This is a genomic window from Actinomadura sp. NPDC000600 (genome assembly GCF_040492135.1).
GTDB lineage: Bacteria > Actinomycetota > Actinomycetes > Streptosporangiales > Streptosporangiaceae > Spirillospora.
The window spans coordinates 1-15,327 of sequence record NZ_JBEUPD010000069.1; the positions used below are offsets into that span (position 1 = coordinate 1).

Genomic DNA, 15,327 nt, shown 5'->3' on the forward strand with positions numbered 1-15,327 from the left:
ACGTAGAGCACCGTGGCGTCCACCCGGACCTCCGGGTGCCGGCGCTGCAACTCGTCGGCCGGCCGCCTCGGGTCTTCGGACCGATCGCGCCGGCGGGACCGCCACCCCCCGAGCCGGCCCCGCCGGCGCGATCCCAACCGCCCGTCTCACCTCGCCCCGTGGCGCTGTCCCGTTTCCGCCCGGCGGCGCGTCTCCCTGCGCCCCCGAGGCGGTCCTGCGCGTCCCGCGGGGTGGCTCACCCCGGCTCCCGGCGCGGGGCGGGGCGTTGGTAGACATGGCCGATGACCGACCTGCCACCGCCGTCTGATCCAGCAGAGCCGACCGAGCTGCCGCTGGACGGGATGCGCGTCATCGAGCTGTCCAGCTTCGTCGCCACGCCGCTGGGCGGGATGACCCTGGCGCAGCTCGGCGCGGACGTCATCCGCGTCGACCAGATCGGCGGCGGGCCCGACATCGACCGGTGGCCGCTCGCGCCGTCCGGGCGGAGCCTGTACTGGGCCGGGCTGAACAAGGGCAAGCGCTCGGTCGCCGTCGACCTGCGCTCGCCCGAGGGGCGCGGCCTCGTCGCCGGGCTCGTGGCGGACGGCGGCATCCTCCTCACCAACGCGCCGCCGCGGCCGGGGCTGGGCTACGAGGAGCTGAAGGCCGCCCGGCCCGACCTGATCCACGTCCGGCTCCAGGGGACGCGGGAGGGCGGCAACGCCGTCGACTACACGGTGAACGCCGCCATGGGGTTCCCGACGATCACGGGACCCCCCGACCGGGAGGCCCCCGTCAACCACGCGCTGCCCGCCTGGGACGTCGCGTGCGGCCTCTACATGGCCGTCGGGCTGCTCGCGGCGGAGCGGCACCGGCTGCGCACCGGCGAGGGCCGGCGGATCCAGGTCGCGCTGCAGGACGTCGCCCTGGCCACCGCGGGCAACCTCGGGTACCTCGCGGAGGCCCAGCTCGGAGCCGCCAGGCCGCGCCTGGGCAACCGCCTCTTCGGCGACTTCGGGCGCGACTTCGCCACGGCGGACGGACGGGTCATGGTCGCGGTCCTCACCGCCCGGCACTGGCGCGACCTGGTGGAGGCCACCGGCCTCGGCGAGGTGGTCGAGGCCCTCGAACGCGCCCTCGGCGCCGACTTCCGCCGCGCCGGCGACCGCTACGGCCACCGCGAGGCGCTCGGCGGCGTGCTCGCGTCGTGGTTCGCGTCCCGTACCTGCGAGCAGGTCGCGGCCGGGCTGAAGGGCACGTCCGTCCTGTGGTCCCGCTACCGCGACTTCGCGGAGGTGGCCGCCGGGCTGCGGGACGAGCCGCTCATGGCGCCGCTCGACCAGCCCGGCGTGGGCCCGCACCTGGCGCCGGGCTCACCGGTGCGGCTCGGCGAGGCCTCCCTGCCGCCGGTCCCGGCCCCGACCCTCGGCGAGCACACGGAGGAGGTGCTCCGGGACGTCCTGGCCCTGCCCCCCGAGCGCGTCGAGGCGCTGCGAGCCAACGGGACGATCATGGGTTTGTGATCACCGCGGGCGTGGAAATCCTTCCCGTAGGCATTCCGAAAAGTGGGTTTCGTTTGGCCTGCCGTGAAGGTCGGGCCGGCGTGCCCCGTCGCGTCCGAACGACGAAGGGATCCGCCCGATGGCCCTCGAGGCCGCCCCGGAGCAGTCCGCGCCCGCCCACATCCCGCACCCGCTCGACAGCGACGCCGACGGCGTCAACCGTCCGGGACTGCACAAGAACGCCCGGTACCACGAGATACGCGAGACCGGCACCGGCGTCGCCGAGGTGCGGCGCCACGACGGGACCACCGCCAAGCTCGTCACCCGCTACCACGACGTCGAGCAGGTGCTGCGCAACCAGGAGGTCTTCTCCCGCGAGGCGGCCCTCGACGCCGACGCCGTCGACCTCGAGGGGACGATGCTCGGCCTGGACCTGGACGGGCACGCGGCCGTCCGCGGCGCCGTCAAGGACTGGTTCTCCCCGCAGGCCACCGAGCGGCTGCGGCGCACGGCGCGGGAGCGGGCCGCCGCCCAGCTGCGGACGATGCTCGCCGGCGAGGAGCCCGCCGACCTCGTCACCGCCTTCGCGCTGCCGTTCTCGCTCGACCTGATCTGCGACATGATGGGGCTGCCGCAGGAGGACCGGCTGCGCTTCCACGCGTGGGGCGACGCGTTCCTCGGCACCAGCGCCCAGACCCGCGTCGACGCGGCCGAGGCGCAGATGGCGATGGTCGGCTACCTGAGCGGCCTGGTGGAGGAGCGGCGGCGCGACCCGTCCGGCGACCTGCTCTCCCAGGTCGCCGCCGGCGCCGCGGACCTGCCGTTCGACCGGCAGGTCAAGCTGCCGATGACCCTCGTGCTCGGCGGCTGGGAGACCGTCGCGAGCAGCATCGGTACGCAGATCCACGTCCTGCTCACCCACCCCTACGAGGACCACGAGACCGCCTACGCCTACCTCACCGCCCACCCCGAGGCCGTCCCCGGGGCCGTCACCGAGCTGGAGCGCCTGTTCTCCACCACCGCGGCGGACGACCTGCCGCGCCGGGTCACCCGCGAGGTGACGCTGCCGAGCGGTGAGCGGCTCCTGCCCGGGGACCTGGTCATCCCGTCCCACGACGCCGCCAACTGCGACCCCCGCGTCTTCACCGACCCGCACCGCATGGACTTCGGCCGGTCCCCGAACCGGCACCTGTCCTTCGGCTACGGGCCGCACCACTGCATCGGACGGCACCTCGGGCACATGGAGGTGGAGACGGCCGTCGCGCTGCTCACCCGCGAGCTGCCGTCCCTGCGCCTGGCGGTGCCGTCGGACGAGATCACCCGCAAGCCGGGCCACGTCATCAACGGCCCCTCCGCCCTCCCCGTGGCCTGGAGCGCGCCCGCGGACTGACCGCACCCCGCCCGCCCCGCCCCGCGCTTGAAGGCGTTTCGCCCCGGTATGAGATTGTTAGGGAGGCGAACCAAGGAGGGCACGGTGGCGGGGCGGGAGGTGCGCGGGCTGGTCCCGCTGCTCGCCTTCCTCGGCGTGATGGCGTACTCGCTGTCGATGGCCGTGGTGACGCCCGCCCTGCCGCAGATCCAGGACGGCCTGCACACGACCCCGGCGGGGGCGGCGTGGGCGCTCACCGCGATGACGCTGTCCGCGGCCGTCGCCACCCCGGTGGTCGGGCGGCTCGGCGACCTGTACGGGCCGCGCCGGGTGCTCCTCGCCGTGCTCGCCGTCGCGACCGCGGGGACGGTCGTCGCGGCCCTGGCCGGCACGGTCCCGGTGATGCTGGCCGGTCGGGTCCTCGGCGGCATCGGCGGCGGCGTCTTCCCGCTGGCGTACACGATCATCCGGGACATCGTCCCGGCCGCCCGGCGGGCCCCGGCCGTCGGGCTCATGTCGTCCATGCTGGGGCTCGGCGGCGCCGTGTCGTGGTGCCTGGCCGGGCCGATCATCGACTTCCTCGGCTGGCGGTGGCTGCTGTGGGTGCCGGTCACGGGCCTGGTGCCCGGCATCGTCCTCGCCTGGTGGATCGTCCCGGCCGCGGACCGCCGCGGGGCCTCGCGCACGGCCGCCGCGCGGGTCGACTGGTGGGGCGCGGCCCTCTTCGCCGCCTGGCTGGTGGCCGCGCTCACCGCCCTCACCCAGGGGATGGACTGGGGCTGGACGTCCCCCGGCGTGCTCGGCCTGCTCGCTCTCGCACTCGTTGCGGCAGGCGCGTGGCTCTGGGTGGAGGGCCGCGTGCCCGAGCCCCTGATCGACCTGCGCCTCATGCGGGTGCGCGGCGTGTGGACGGCGAACGCCGCCTCGCTCCTGTCCGGCTACGCGCTCATGGCGGGCGGGCTGCTGTTCCCCCTGCTCGTCCAGCTCCCGGCGGACACCGGGTACGGCTTCGGAGGGACGGCCACGCAGGCGGCGCTGCTCCAGCTTCCCGCCAGCATCGGCATGACCGTCGCCGGCATGACGGCGGGCCTTCTCGACCGGCGTGTCGGCTCGCGCGCGGTCCTGCTCGGCGGCGCGGCGCTGACCGGCCTCGGCTACGCGTTCGTGGCGGTCGAGCACGGCGCCATGTGGCACCTCTACGTGGGCGGCCTGGCGCGGGGCGTCGGCCTGGGCTTCGCCTACGCCGCCGTGGCGACCCTGGTGGTCGCCGCCGTGCCGCCCGGGGAGACCGGCGTGGCCACCGGCATCAACACGCTGCTCCGCACGGTCGGCGCGTCCCTCGGGACGCAGATCAGCGCGGTCATCGTGGTGGCGGTCCCCGGCGAGGGCGGGTTCTCCAGCGGGTTCGCGGTGAGCGCCGCCGTCGCGGCGGCCGTCGTCCCGCTGGCCCTGCTCGTCCCGCGTCCGGGACGGCGCGGACGCGGAAGGGGCCCCGGACGCGGAACGGGGCCCGGCGCGGTGCCGGACCCCGTCACGGTCGTGCGGTGAAGCGGGTCGTGCGGTGAAGCGGTGGAACAGGCGGGTCGATCAGAACGACTCGACGGCGCGCCGCGCCTCCGGGTCGAGGACGCCCCAGCCGATCAGCTCCTCGGTGAGCTCGGTCGGGGACTTGTCATAGATGACCGCGAGTGAACGCAGGTCCTCCTGGCGGATGGACAGGACCTTTCCGTTGTAGTCGCCCCGCTGGCTCTGGATCGTCGCGGCGTAGCGGGCGAGAGGACCGGCCTTGTCTTTCGGAAGCTGCTGCAACCGCTCTAGATCGATCACGAGCTTGGGTGTAGGCCCGAGCGGGCTCGGCGCGGCTCCGCCGGGCAGCAACTCGGAAACCGGCACGCCGTAGAAATCGGCGAGCTCGGCCAGCTTCTGAACGGTGACGGCGCGGTCGCCCCGCTCGTACGAACCCACGACGACGGCCTTCCAGCGGCCGCGGGACTTCTCCTCCACGCCGTGCAGGGACAGGCCCTGCTGGGTGCGGATGGCGCGCAGGCGCGCGCCGAGAGCCTTAGCGTATTCAGACGGCATTATGCGGCCCCCAGGCTCACTTTCGTCGTCGTCGGACCCCGGCTTGTCACCGGGGGGAGACAGATTCGCGAAGCCCGGGGGCTCCAAGAGTCTGTCTCCAGGGATGGTTACGGACAGTGACGGTAAAACGGGTACGGCCCCAGGTCAAGCTGATTGGAAAAAAGCGGTCGAATCCGCAGGACTCGATCCGGCCGGTCCGGATCCCCTCCTCCCCGTGCGCGCGGGGCTCCGGCGGCCCTGCCGCGCGTCCGCGCCCCCGTCCGGCATGCCCCCGAATGTGACCCCTCTCACCTGCGAAGACGCGGGCCGGTCCGGGGTGCGGGGCAAACGTGACCGGCTGCTAACGTGTGGGGGACACGACGTCCTTTAAGGCCCGTCCCGTGAGGCGGGGAAGGAGGTTTCGGCGGTGAATGCTGCCTCCAGGCAGGAGCAGCGCGTGGCGGACGGTGACCCCCGGCCCAAGGCCGTTCTCGAGGGTCCCGACATCAGACGCGCGCTGACCCGCATCGCACACGAGATCCTCGAGCGGACCAAGGGCGGCCACGACGTCCTGCTGCTCGGCATCCAGACCCGCGGCGTGACGCTGGCCGAGCGGCTCGCCGGGGCGCTGCGCGAGGTCGAGGGCCGCCCGGTGCCCTGGGGCTCGCTCGACGTGACCATGTACCGGGACGACCTGCGCATGCGTCCCGCGCGCGCCCTCGGCCGCACGGAGCTGCCCCCCGAGGGGATCGACGACAGGGTCGTCGTGCTCGTCGACGACGTGCTGTTCTCCGGGCGGACGGTGCGCGCCGCGCTGGACTCGCTGAACGACCTCGGCCGGCCCCGCGCCGTCCAGCTGGCGGTGCTGGTCGACCGCGGGCACCGGCAGCTGCCGATCCGCGCCGACTACGTGGGCAAGAACCTGCCCACCTCGATGCGCGAGACCGTGAAGGTCCTGCTGGACGAGAACGACGGGCGCGACGCGGTGCTGCTCGGCCCGACGGGGGGTGCCGAATGAACCGCCATCTGATCTCCGCCGCCGACCTCAGCCGCGACGACGCGCTGCTCGTCCTCGACACGGCCGAGGAGCTCGCGCAGATCGCGGGCCGCTCCATCAAGAAGCTGCCGACGCTGCGCGGCCGGACGGTCGTCAACCTGTTCTTCGAGGACTCGACCCGCACCCGCATCTCGTTCGAGGCCGCGGCCAAGCGGCTGTCCGCCGACGTGATCAACTTCTCCGCCAAGGGCTCCAGCGTGTCCAAGGGCGAGAGCCTGAAGGACACGGCGCTCACGCTGGAGGCGATGGGCGCGGACGGCGTCGTCATCCGGCACAACGCCTCCGGTGCGCCGCACCGGCTGGCCGGATGGGTGCAGGGCAGCGTGGTCAACGCCGGGGACGGCACCCACGAGCACCCCACGCAGGCGCTCCTGGACGCGTTCACGATGCGCAAGCGCCTGGGCGACCTGGAGGGCCGCAAGGTCACCATCGTCGGCGACGTGCTCCACAGCCGCGTGGCACGATCCAACGTCCTGCTGCTCGACACGCTCGGCGCCGACGTGACCGTGGTCGCGCCGCCGACGCTGCTGCCGGTCGCGATCGACACCTGGCCGTGCGCGGTCTCCTACGACCTCGACGCCGTCATCCCCAAGAGCGACGTCATCATGATGCTGCGCGTCCAGCAGGAGCGCATGAACGCCGCCTACTTCCCGACCGTGCGCGAGTACAGCCGCCGCTACGGGCTGGACGCCGAGCGCATGGCCGAGCTGCCCGAGCACGCGATCGTCATGCACCCCGGGCCGATGAACCGCGGCGTCGAGATCGCCGCCGAGGTCGCCGACTCGGTCCGCTCCACGATCGTCGAGCAGGTCGCCAACGGCGTCAGCGCGCGCATGGCCGTCCTCTACCTGCTGCTCGGAGGCTCCGAGCCCGCCATCGGCCAGGAGGTCCCCCAGTGAGCACCTACATCATCAAGGGCGCCCGGATCCTCGGCGGAGAGGCCGCCGACATCCTCGTCCGCGACGGCGCCATCGCCGCGGTCGGGGCCGGGCTCGACGAGGCCGGGGCCGAGGTCGTCGAGGCCGGGGGGCTGGTCGCGCTGCCCGGTCTCGTGGACCTGCACACCCACCTGCGCGAGCCGGGCCGGGAGGACGCCGAGACCGTCGAGTCCGGGACGCGGGCCGCCGCGATGGGCGGGTACACCGCCGTCCACGCGATGGCCAACACCGACCCCGTCGCCGACACGGCCGGCGTGGTCGAGCAGGTGTGGCGCCTCGGGCGCGAGGCCGGGTACTGCGACGTCCAGCCGGTCGGGGCCGTCACCCGCGGCATCGCCGGCGAGCAGCTCGCCGAGCTGGGCGCGATGGCCGACTCCGCCGCCGAGGTGCGGGTCTTCTCCGACGACGGGCACTGCGTGTCGGACGCGGTCATCATGCGCCGGGCCCTGGAGTACGTGAAGGCGTTCGACGGCGTCGTCGCCCAGCACGCCCAGGAGCCGCGCCTCACCGAGGGCGCCCAGATGAACGAGGGCGAGATGTCCGCCGCGCTCGGCCTGCGCGGCTGGCCCGCCGTCGCCGAGGAGGCGATCATCGCCCGGGACGTGCTGCTCGCCCAGCACGTCGGGTCGCGGCTGCACGTGTGCCACGTCTCCACGGCCGGCTCGGTGGAGATCATCCGCTGGGCCAAGAGCAAGGGCTGCCCGGTGACCGCCGAGGTCACCCCGCACCACCTGCTGCTGAACGACGCCAAGGCCGGGTCCTACGACCCGATCTTCAAGGTCAACCCGCCGCTGCGCACCGCCGACGACGTCACCGCGCTGCGGCACGCCCTCGCCGACGGGACGATCGACTGCGTCGCCACCGACCACGCCCCCCACCCGGTCGAGGCCAAGGAGACCGAGTGGGCCGTGGCCGCCATGGGCATGATCGGCCTGGAGACGGCGCTGCCGGTCGTCCAGGAGGCGATGGTCGAGACCGGCCTGCTCGACTGGGCCGGGGTCGCCGACCGCATGTCCGTCCGCCCCGCCCGCATCGGCCGCCTTTCCGGACAGGGTCGTCCGCTGGAGGCAGGTTCGCCCGCCAACATCACGCTGTACGACCCGTCGCCGCGCCGCGCCGTGGACCCGTCCGCGATGACCTCCAAGAGCCGCAACACCCCGTTCGCGGGGCTGGAGCTGCCCGGCCGGGTCGTCGCGACGTTCCTGCGCGGCAAGCCGACCGTCCTCGAAGGGAAGCTCCAATGAACCCTGCTCTGCTCGTTCTGGAAGACGGCAGGGTGTTCCGCGGGGCCGCGTACGGGGCCGAAGGCGAGACCTTCGGCGAGATGGTCTTCAACACCGGCATGACCGGCTACCAGGAGACCCTCACCGACCCCTCGTACGCGCGCCAGATCGTGGCGATGACCTCCCCCCACATCGGCAACACCGGCGTCAACGCCGAAGACCCCGAGTCCCGCCGCATCCAGGTGGCCGGCTACGTGGTGCGCGAGCCCGCCCGGGTGGCGTCCAACTGGCGCGCCACCGGCTCGCTCGGCTCCGCGCTGCGCGAGCAGGGGGTCGTGGGCATCGCCATGCCCGGCACGCGGGCGCTGACGCGGCACCTGCGCGACAGGGGCGCGATGCGCGCCGGCATCTTCAGCGGCGCCGCCGCCGCCGGCGGCGAGGACGCCCTCGTCGAGCGCGTCCGGCAGAGCCCCTCGATGGAGGGCGCCGACCTGGCCCGGGACGTCTCCACCACGGAGCCCTACGTCGTCCCGGCGCGGGGCGAGAAGCGCTACACGGTCGCGGCCGTCGACCTCGGCATCAAGTCGATGACGCCGTACCGGATGTCCGAGCGGGGCTGCGAGGTGCACGTCCTGCCGGCGACCAGCACGGCCGCGGACATCCTCGCCCTCGCCCCCGACGGCGTGTTCTTCTCCAACGGCCCGGGCGACCCGGCCGCCGCGGGCTACGCCGTGGAGGCGCTGAAGGGCGTCCTCGACACCGGGACGCCGTTCTTCGGGATCTGCTTCGGCAACCAGATCTTCGGCCGCGCGCTCGGCCTCGGCACCTACAAGCTGAGGTTCGGCCACCGGGGCATCAACCAGCCCGTCCAGGACCGGACGACCGGCAAGGTCGACGTGTCGGCGCACAACCACGGGTTCGCGGTGGACGCCCCCGTCGGCGGGCCGTTCGACACCCCCTACGGACCCGGCGAGGTCAGCCACGTCAACCTCAACGACGGGTGCGTCGAGGGGCTGAGGCTGCTGGAGCGCCCGGCGTTCAGCGTGCAGTACCACCCGGAGGCAGCGGCAGGTCCGCACGACGCGTCCGGGCTCTTCGACCGTTTCTGCGACCTGATGGAGGCGTCGAAGTAATGCCGCGCCGCGAAGACCTGAACTCCGTCCTGGTCATCGGCTCCGGGCCGATCGTCATCGGACAGGCGTGCGAGTTCGACTACTCCGGCACCCAGGCGTGCCGGGTGCTGAAGGCCGAGGGCCTGCGGGTGACGCTGGTGAACAGCAACCCGGCCACGATCATGACCGACCCCGAGTTCGCCGACGCGACCTACGTCGAGCCGATCACCCCCGAGGTCGTCGAGAAGATCATCGCCAAGGAGCGGCCGGACGCGCTGCTGCCGACCCTCGGCGGCCAGACGGCCCTGAACACCGCCATCGCGCTCTACGAGGGCGGCGTCCTCGCCAAGTACGGGGTCGAGCTGATCGGCGCCGACGTGGACGCGATCCAGGCCGGCGAGAACCGGGAGCGGTTCAAGGAGGTCGTCGCCAAGGTCGCCCGGGAGCAGGGCCTGAACGCCGAGTCGGCCCGGTCGGTCATCTGCCACTCGATGGCCGACTGCCTGGCCGCGGCGGGCGAGCTCGGCTACCCCGTCGTCGTCCGGCCGTCCTTCACGATGGGCGGCCGGGGCTCCGGCTTCGCCCACGACGAGGCCGACCTGCGCCGCATCGCGGGCGCCGGGCTCGACGCGTCCCCGACCGGCGAGGTGCTCCTGGAGGAGTCGATCCTCGGCTGGAAGGAGTACGAGCTGGAGGTCATGCGCGACCGCCACGACAACGTGGTGATCGTGTGCTCGATCGAGAACCTCGACCCGATGGGCGTGCACACCGGCGACTCGATCACGGTCGCTCCCGCGCTCACGCTGACCGACCGCGAGTACCAGAACATGCGCGACGTCGCGATCGCGGTGATCCGCGAGGTCGGCGTCGACACCGGCGGGTGCAACATCCAGTTCGCCGTGCACCCCGGCACCGGCCGCATGATCGTCATCGAGATGAACCCGCGGGTGTCGCGGTCCTCGGCCCTGGCGTCCAAGGCCACCGGCTTCCCCATCGCCAAGATCGCGGCGAAGCTGGCCATCGGCTACACCCTGGACGAGATCCCGAACGACATCACCCGGGAGACGCCCGCGTCGTTCGAGCCGACGCTCGACTACGTCGTGGTGAAGGTGCCCCGGTTCGCGTTCGAGAAGTTCCCCGGCGCCGACGGCACGCTCACCACGCACATGAAGTCCGTGGGCGAGGCCATGGCCATCGGGCGGTGCTTCACCGAGGCCCTGCAGAAGGCCCTGCGGTCGCTGGAGCAGAAGGGCACCTCGTTCAGCTGGGCGGGGGAGGCCGACGCCGCCGCGCTGGTCGAGTCGGCCGGGCGCCCCCACGACGGGCGGCTCCGGGACGTCCAGCGCGCGCTCTGGGCCGGCGCCTCCATCGAGGAGGTGTACGAAGCCACCGGCATCGACCCCTGGTTCCTGGACCAGATCGCCGCCATCAACGAGGTCGCGGAGGAGATCCGCACCGCCGACGACGCGCTCACCAAGGACAAGCTGCTGCGCGCCAAGCGGCACGGCTTCTCCGACGCGCAGATCGGCGAGCTGCGCAACCTCTCCGAAGAGGTCGTGCGCGAGCTGCGGCACGCGCTCGGCATCCGCCCGGTCTACCTGACCGTCGACACCTGCGCCGCCGAGTTCGAGGCGCAGACCCCCTACCTCTACTCCGCCTACGACGAGGAGACCGAGGTACCGCCGGGGGCGAAGCCGAAGGTCATCATCCTGGGCAGCGGGCCCAACCGCATCGGCCAGGGCGTCGAGTTCGACTACTCCTGCGTCCACGCGTCGTTCACGCTGGCCGAGGCCGGCTACGAGACCGTGATGGTCAACTGCAACCCCGAGACGGTCTCCACCGACTACGACACCTCCGACCGGCTCTACTTCGAGCCGCTCACGCTGGAGGACGTCCTCGAGGTCGTCTACGCCGAGCAGCAGTCCGGCGAGGTCGCGGGCGTCATCGTCCAGCTCGGCGGGCAGACCCCCCTCGGGCTCGCCCAGAAGCTGAAGGACGCCGGCGTGCCGATCGTGGGCACCTCGCCGGAGAGCATCCACCTCGCCGAGGAGCGGGGGGCGTTCGGGCGCGTCCTGCACAGGGCGGGCCTGCTCGCGCCCAAGCACGGCACGGCCACGTCCTACGAGGAGGCTCTGGAGATCGCCGCCGAGATCGGCTACCCCGTGCTGGTCCGCCCGTCCTACGTGCTGGGCGGGCGCGGCATGGAGATCGTGTACGACGACGCCACGCTGGAGTCGTACATGGCGCGGGCCACGGAGGCGAGCCCCGAGCACCCCGTCCTGGTCGACCGCTTCCTGGACGAGGCCATCGAGATCGACGTGGACGCCCTGTTCGACGGCGAGGAGCTTTACCTCGGCGGTGTCATGGAGCACATCGAGGAGGCCGGCATCCACTCCGGCGACTCGGCGTGCGCCCTGCCGCCCATCACGCTGGGGCACGACGACATCCGCCGCATCCGCGAGTCGACGGAGGCGCTCGCGCGCGGCGTCGGCGTGCGGGGGCTGATGAACGTCCAGTACGCGCTGTCGGCGGGCGTCCTGTACGTGCTGGAGGCGAACCCGCGGGCCTCCCGCACGGTGCCGTTCGTCTCCAAGGCGACCGCCGTGCCGCTCGCCAAGGCGGCGGCCCGCGTGATGATGGGCGCCACCATCGCCGAGCTGCGCGCCGAGGGCATGCTGCCGGAGGCCGGCGACGGCGGGTCCCTGCCGCTGGACGCGCCGATCGCGGTGAAGGAGGCCGTCCTGCCCTTCGACCGGTTCCGCAACGAGCACGGGCAGGGCGTCGACATCGTCCTCGGCCCCGAGATGCGCTCCACCGGCGAGGTCATGGGCATCGACGAGGTGTTCGGCACCGCGTTCGCCAAGTCGCAGCAGGCCGCCTACGGGTCGCTGCCGACCAAGGGGCGCGCGTTCGTGTCCGTGGCGAACCGCGACAAACGGCACATGGTGTTCCCGGTGAAGCGGCTGGCTGACCTGGGCTTTGAGATTCTTGCCACGGAAGGGACCGCGGAGGTCCTGCGCCGCAACGGCGTGCGTGCCAAGATCGTGCGCAAGCACAGCGAGGGTCCGGGCCCGTCCGGCGAGCCCACGATCGTGCGGCGCGTCCTGGACGGCGAGGTCGACCTCATCGTCAACACTCCCTTCGGCAGCCCCGGCCAGTCCGGGCCGCGGCTCGACGGCTACGAGATCCGTACCGCGGCCGTGCTGCGGGGCGTACCGTGCGTGACGACGGTCCAGGGGCTCGCGGCGGCCGTGCAGGGCATCGAGGCCGTCACCGGCGGCCAGGTCGGCGTCCGCTCCCTCCAGGAGCACGCCGAGCGGCTGAGCGGCGCGCACGGCCGCGCCGGCGCGCCGGACCCGGACGGGCAAGGCACTGTGACGCCCGGCTGAGAGTGACCGGGCGGGCCGGGCGCATGCCGTGCGCCCGGCCCGCCCGGAGTACGCGACGAGGAGAGGGAGACGGGTGTCCGACACGCCGGTGCAGACCTCGGCGACGGTCCTGACGGTCCGCCAGGTGCAGGACTACCGCGCGATGACGCTGGTGGCCCCGGCCATCGCCGAGCGCTTCAGGCCCGGCCAGTTCGTGGCGCTCGCGGTGGGCGGCGAGCACACCTCCCGCCTGGTCCGCCGGTGCTTCGGGGTCCACGAGGTCAAGTCCGACTACGGCGGCACCGTCGAGCTGGTGTTCGCCGACACCGAGCCCGGCACCGCCTGGCTCGCCGGCCGCCGCTCCCGCGACCAGCTCGACCTCGTCGGCCCGCTCGGCCGCCCGTTCCGGCTGCCCCGCGACCCGGTCACCTGCCTGCTCGTCGCCGGCGGGCCCGGCGGCGCGGCCGTGTTCGCGCTGGCCGACACGCTGCTGCGGCGCGGCTGCCAGGTGCACTTCGTGCTCGCCGGCGCCTCCGCCCGGCAGGTGTTCGGCTCCCGGATGGCGCAGCGCATCGGCGACAGCTCCGCCGTCGTCACCGAGGACGGGTCGATGGGGGAGAAGGGCGCCGTCCGCGACGTCCTGCCCCGGGTCATCGAGGAGACGGGCGCGGACGTCGTCTACGGCTGCGGCCCTACGTCCCTGCTCCGCTCGGTCACCCAGATCGCCGGCGCCTTCGGGCTGCCCTCGCAGGTGTCGGTCGAGGAGTTCCTCCAGCAGACGGGCGCGTGCGGCATCGGCGTGTGCATGACGTGCATGCTCCCCGTCCACGGCGAGGACGGCGTGACCCGCATGATCCGCGCCTGCGCGGACGGGCCCGTCCTGCGCGGCGACCGCGTCCGCTGGGGCGACCTCGGCACCATCCCGTTCGACGCGCTCGGCGCGCCGCGCGTCCTGAGCGTCTCTGAAGGGGGCTCCCAGTGAGCGACCGGGTCACGACCGCACTCGGGCCTCTGGAGCTCCCCAATCCCGTCCTGACGGCCTCCGGGTGCGGCGGGACGGGACGGGAGCTCGCCCAGTTCTTCGACCTCACCCGCCTCGGCGCCTTCGTCACGACGTCGGTCATGGCGCAACCGCGCGCGGGGCGCCCCACGCCCCGGGTGACCGAGACCCCGAGCGGCCTCCTGACCGCGATGGGCCTGCCAGGCCCCGGGCTGGAGACGTTCCTGGAGCGCGACCTGCCCTGGCTCATCGAGCAGGAGGTCCGCACGATCGTGTCCGTCGCGGGCAACAGCGTCGAGGAGTACGGCGACCTCGCGCGCCGCCTCCGCAACGTCCCGGGCGTCGCCGCGATCGAGGTCAACGTCGCCTGCCCCAACGTCGAGGACCGCGGCCGCATGTTCGGCTGGCACCCGGCCGCCGCCGCGTCCGTCGTGCGGGCCGTGCGCGCGCACGCCCGGCCCGGCGTCCCGATCTTCGCCAAGCTCGCCCCCGACGTGACCGACATCGTCACGATCGCGCTCGCCTGCGTCGACGCGGGCGCCGACGGCCTCACCCTGATCAACACCATGGAGGCCATGGCGATCGACCCGCAGACGCTGCGTCCGGCCCTCACGGGCGTGTCCGGCGGCCTGTCCGGGCCCGCCGTGCGGCCCATCGCGGTCCGCTGCGTCTACCAGGTGCACGCCGCGCTGCCCAGCACCCCCGTCATCGGGGTCGGCGGCATCTCCACCGGCCTGGACGCGCTGGAGTTCATCCTCGCCGGGGCCTCCGCCGTCGCCGTCGGCACCGCCCTGTTCCACGACCCCACGGCCGGCCCCCGCGTGCTGCGGGAGCTGGAGGAGGCGCTCGCGGCCCGCCGCATCGCCCGCCTCGCCGACGCCGTCGGCCTCGCGCACAAGCCCGCCGGGTACGTCCCGCCCCAGGTGCGCCCGCAAGAGCCCGAGAAGGAGAAGCTGTGACCGCCCCCATCGCCGTCGCGCTGGACGCGCCCGACCTGGAGACGGCCGCGCGCTGGGCCACCCTGGTCACGCCGCACGTCTCCACCGTCAAGGTCGGCCTGGAGCTGTACCTGCGGTACGGGCCGGACGTCGTCGCCAGCGTCCGGGGCGCCAGCCGCGTCCAGGTCTTCCTCGACCTCAAGCTGCACGACATCCCCGCCACCGTCCGGGGCGCCGCCCGCGCCGTGGCGCGCCTCAAGCCGGCCTACCTGACCGTGCACGCCGCCGGAGGGCCCGCGATGATCCGCGAGGCGGTGGAGGCCGTCCCCGCCACCAAGATCGCCGCGGTCACGGTCCTGACGTCGCTCGGGGACGCCGATCTCGCCGCCCTCGGCCTCGCGGGGCCCGCCCCGGACGCCGTCCGCCGGCTCGCCGTCCTCGCCGTCGAGGCGGGCGCCCAGGCGCTCGTGTGCTCCCCCCAGGAGGCCGCCGCCGTCCGCGCCGAGGTCGGGCCGGACATCACGCTCATCACGCCCGGTGTCCGCCCCGCGGGCTCCGGCAACCAGGACCAGGCCCGCGTCGCCACCCCCGAGGACGCCCTCGCCGCCGGCGCCGACCTGCTGGTCATCGGCCGCCCCATCACCGCCGCCCCCGATCCGGGCGCCGCCGCGGCCGGGATCGCCGCCGCGCTGCGCCGCACGTCCGCCGGCACGGCCTGAACGGGCACGGCCCGAACGGGCATGGGCCAGGCCAGGCCGCGGGCCGGGCGGGCACGGGGCG

Annotated in this window: 12 protein-coding genes; 11 read left to right on the forward strand and 1 reads right to left on the reverse strand. The window is 73.7% G+C overall.

The annotated features are described in order from the left end of the window. Positions 1 to 281: 281 nt before the first annotated feature. From ABWI07_RS42880 to ABWI07_RS42890, 3 genes are all read left to right on the forward strand, one after another. A complete protein-coding gene (locus tag ABWI07_RS42880; protein ID WP_353822060.1) occupies positions 282 to 1,502 on the forward strand; it encodes a CoA transferase in 1,221 nt (406 codons plus the stop codon). Between the two features lie 118 nt (positions 1,503 to 1,620). Continuing rightward, entirely contained in the window at positions 1,621 to 2,871 is a 1,251-nt protein-coding gene (locus tag ABWI07_RS42885) for a cytochrome P450 (protein WP_353822061.1), read from the forward strand. An 84-nt stretch (positions 2,872 to 2,955) separates the two neighbouring features. Beyond that, positions 2,956 to 4,398, forward strand: a complete 1,443-nt coding sequence (locus ABWI07_RS42890; RefSeq protein ID WP_353822062.1) for an MFS transporter — start codon at positions 2,956 to 2,958, stop codon at positions 4,396 to 4,398. A gap of 39 nt (positions 4,399 to 4,437) precedes the next feature. Here the strand turns inward: ABWI07_RS42890 and bldD are convergent, their stop codons facing one another. Next, entirely contained in the window at positions 4,438 to 4,932 is a 495-nt protein-coding gene (gene bldD, locus ABWI07_RS42895) for a transcriptional regulator BldD (RefSeq protein ID WP_021597992.1), read from the reverse strand. Between the two features lie 436 nt (positions 4,933 to 5,368). On the opposite strand from bldD, the gene pyrR reads away from it, so the two are divergent. From pyrR to pyrF, 8 genes are all read left to right on the forward strand, one after another. Then, the gene (pyrR, locus tag ABWI07_RS42900; protein WP_149257374.1) at positions 5,369 to 5,929 is read left to right on the forward strand and encodes a bifunctional pyr operon transcriptional regulator/uracil phosphoribosyltransferase PyrR; all 561 of its coding nucleotides are present in this window, start codon (positions 5,369 to 5,371) and stop codon (positions 5,927 to 5,929) included. Next, a complete protein-coding gene (locus ABWI07_RS42905; protein ID WP_149257373.1) occupies positions 5,926 to 6,867 on the forward strand; it encodes an aspartate carbamoyltransferase catalytic subunit in 942 nt (313 codons plus the stop codon). Before pyrR ends, ABWI07_RS42905 begins: the two co-directional genes overlap by 4 nt. Continuing rightward, positions 6,864 to 8,150: a dihydroorotase gene (locus ABWI07_RS42910; RefSeq protein WP_149257372.1), complete on the forward strand. Its 1,287-nt coding sequence runs from the start codon at positions 6,864 to 6,866 to the stop codon at positions 8,148 to 8,150. Before ABWI07_RS42905 ends, ABWI07_RS42910 begins: the two co-directional genes overlap by 4 nt. Next, entirely contained in the window at positions 8,147 to 9,262 is a 1,116-nt protein-coding gene (carA, locus tag ABWI07_RS42915; RefSeq protein WP_149257371.1) for a glutamine-hydrolyzing carbamoyl-phosphate synthase small subunit, read from the forward strand. Before ABWI07_RS42910 ends, carA begins: the two co-directional genes overlap by 4 nt. Next, on the forward strand, positions 9,262 to 12,630 hold the full coding sequence (gene carB, locus ABWI07_RS42920) for a carbamoyl-phosphate synthase large subunit (RefSeq protein ID WP_353822063.1): 3,369 nt from the start codon (positions 9,262 to 9,264) through the stop codon (positions 12,628 to 12,630). Before carA ends, carB begins: the two co-directional genes overlap by 1 nt. Before the next feature lie 73 nt (positions 12,631 to 12,703). Next, positions 12,704 to 13,591 (forward strand): iron-sulfur cluster-binding protein, encoded by an 888-nt coding sequence (locus ABWI07_RS42925; protein WP_149257369.1) that lies wholly within the window; start codon positions 12,704 to 12,706, stop codon positions 13,589 to 13,591. Next, a complete protein-coding gene (locus tag ABWI07_RS42930) occupies positions 13,588 to 14,568 on the forward strand; it encodes a dihydroorotate dehydrogenase (protein WP_353822064.1) in 981 nt (326 codons plus the stop codon). The genes ABWI07_RS42925 and ABWI07_RS42930 overlap by 4 nt, the downstream gene beginning before the upstream one ends. Further along, the gene (gene pyrF / locus ABWI07_RS42935; protein WP_353822065.1) at positions 14,565 to 15,266 is read left to right on the forward strand and encodes an orotidine-5'-phosphate decarboxylase; all 702 of its coding nucleotides are present in this window, start codon (positions 14,565 to 14,567) and stop codon (positions 15,264 to 15,266) included. The genes ABWI07_RS42930 and pyrF overlap by 4 nt, the downstream gene beginning before the upstream one ends. Positions 15,267 to 15,327 lie beyond the last annotated feature (61 nt).

Bases quoted from the DNA above. Each gene is read 5' to 3' on its own strand.
- ABWI07_RS42885 (WP_353822061.1), top strand. From the start codon at position 1,621: ATGGCCCTCGAGGCCGCCCCGGAGCAGTCCGCGCCCGCCCACATCCCG.
- carA (WP_149257371.1), top strand. From the start codon at position 8,147: ATGAACCCTGCTCTGCTCGTTCTGGAAGACGGCAGGGTGTTCCGCGGG.
- bldD (WP_021597992.1), bottom strand. From the start codon at position 4,932: ATGCCGTCTGAATACGCTAAGGCTCTCGGCGCGCGCCTGCGCGCCATC.
- ABWI07_RS42905 (WP_149257373.1), top strand. From the start codon at position 5,926: ATGAACCGCCATCTGATCTCCGCCGCCGACCTCAGCCGCGACGACGCG.
- ABWI07_RS42880 (WP_353822060.1), top strand. From the start codon at position 282: ATGACCGACCTGCCACCGCCGTCTGATCCAGCAGAGCCGACCGAGCTG.
- carB (WP_353822063.1), top strand. From the start codon at position 9,262: ATGCCGCGCCGCGAAGACCTGAACTCCGTCCTGGTCATCGGCTCCGGG.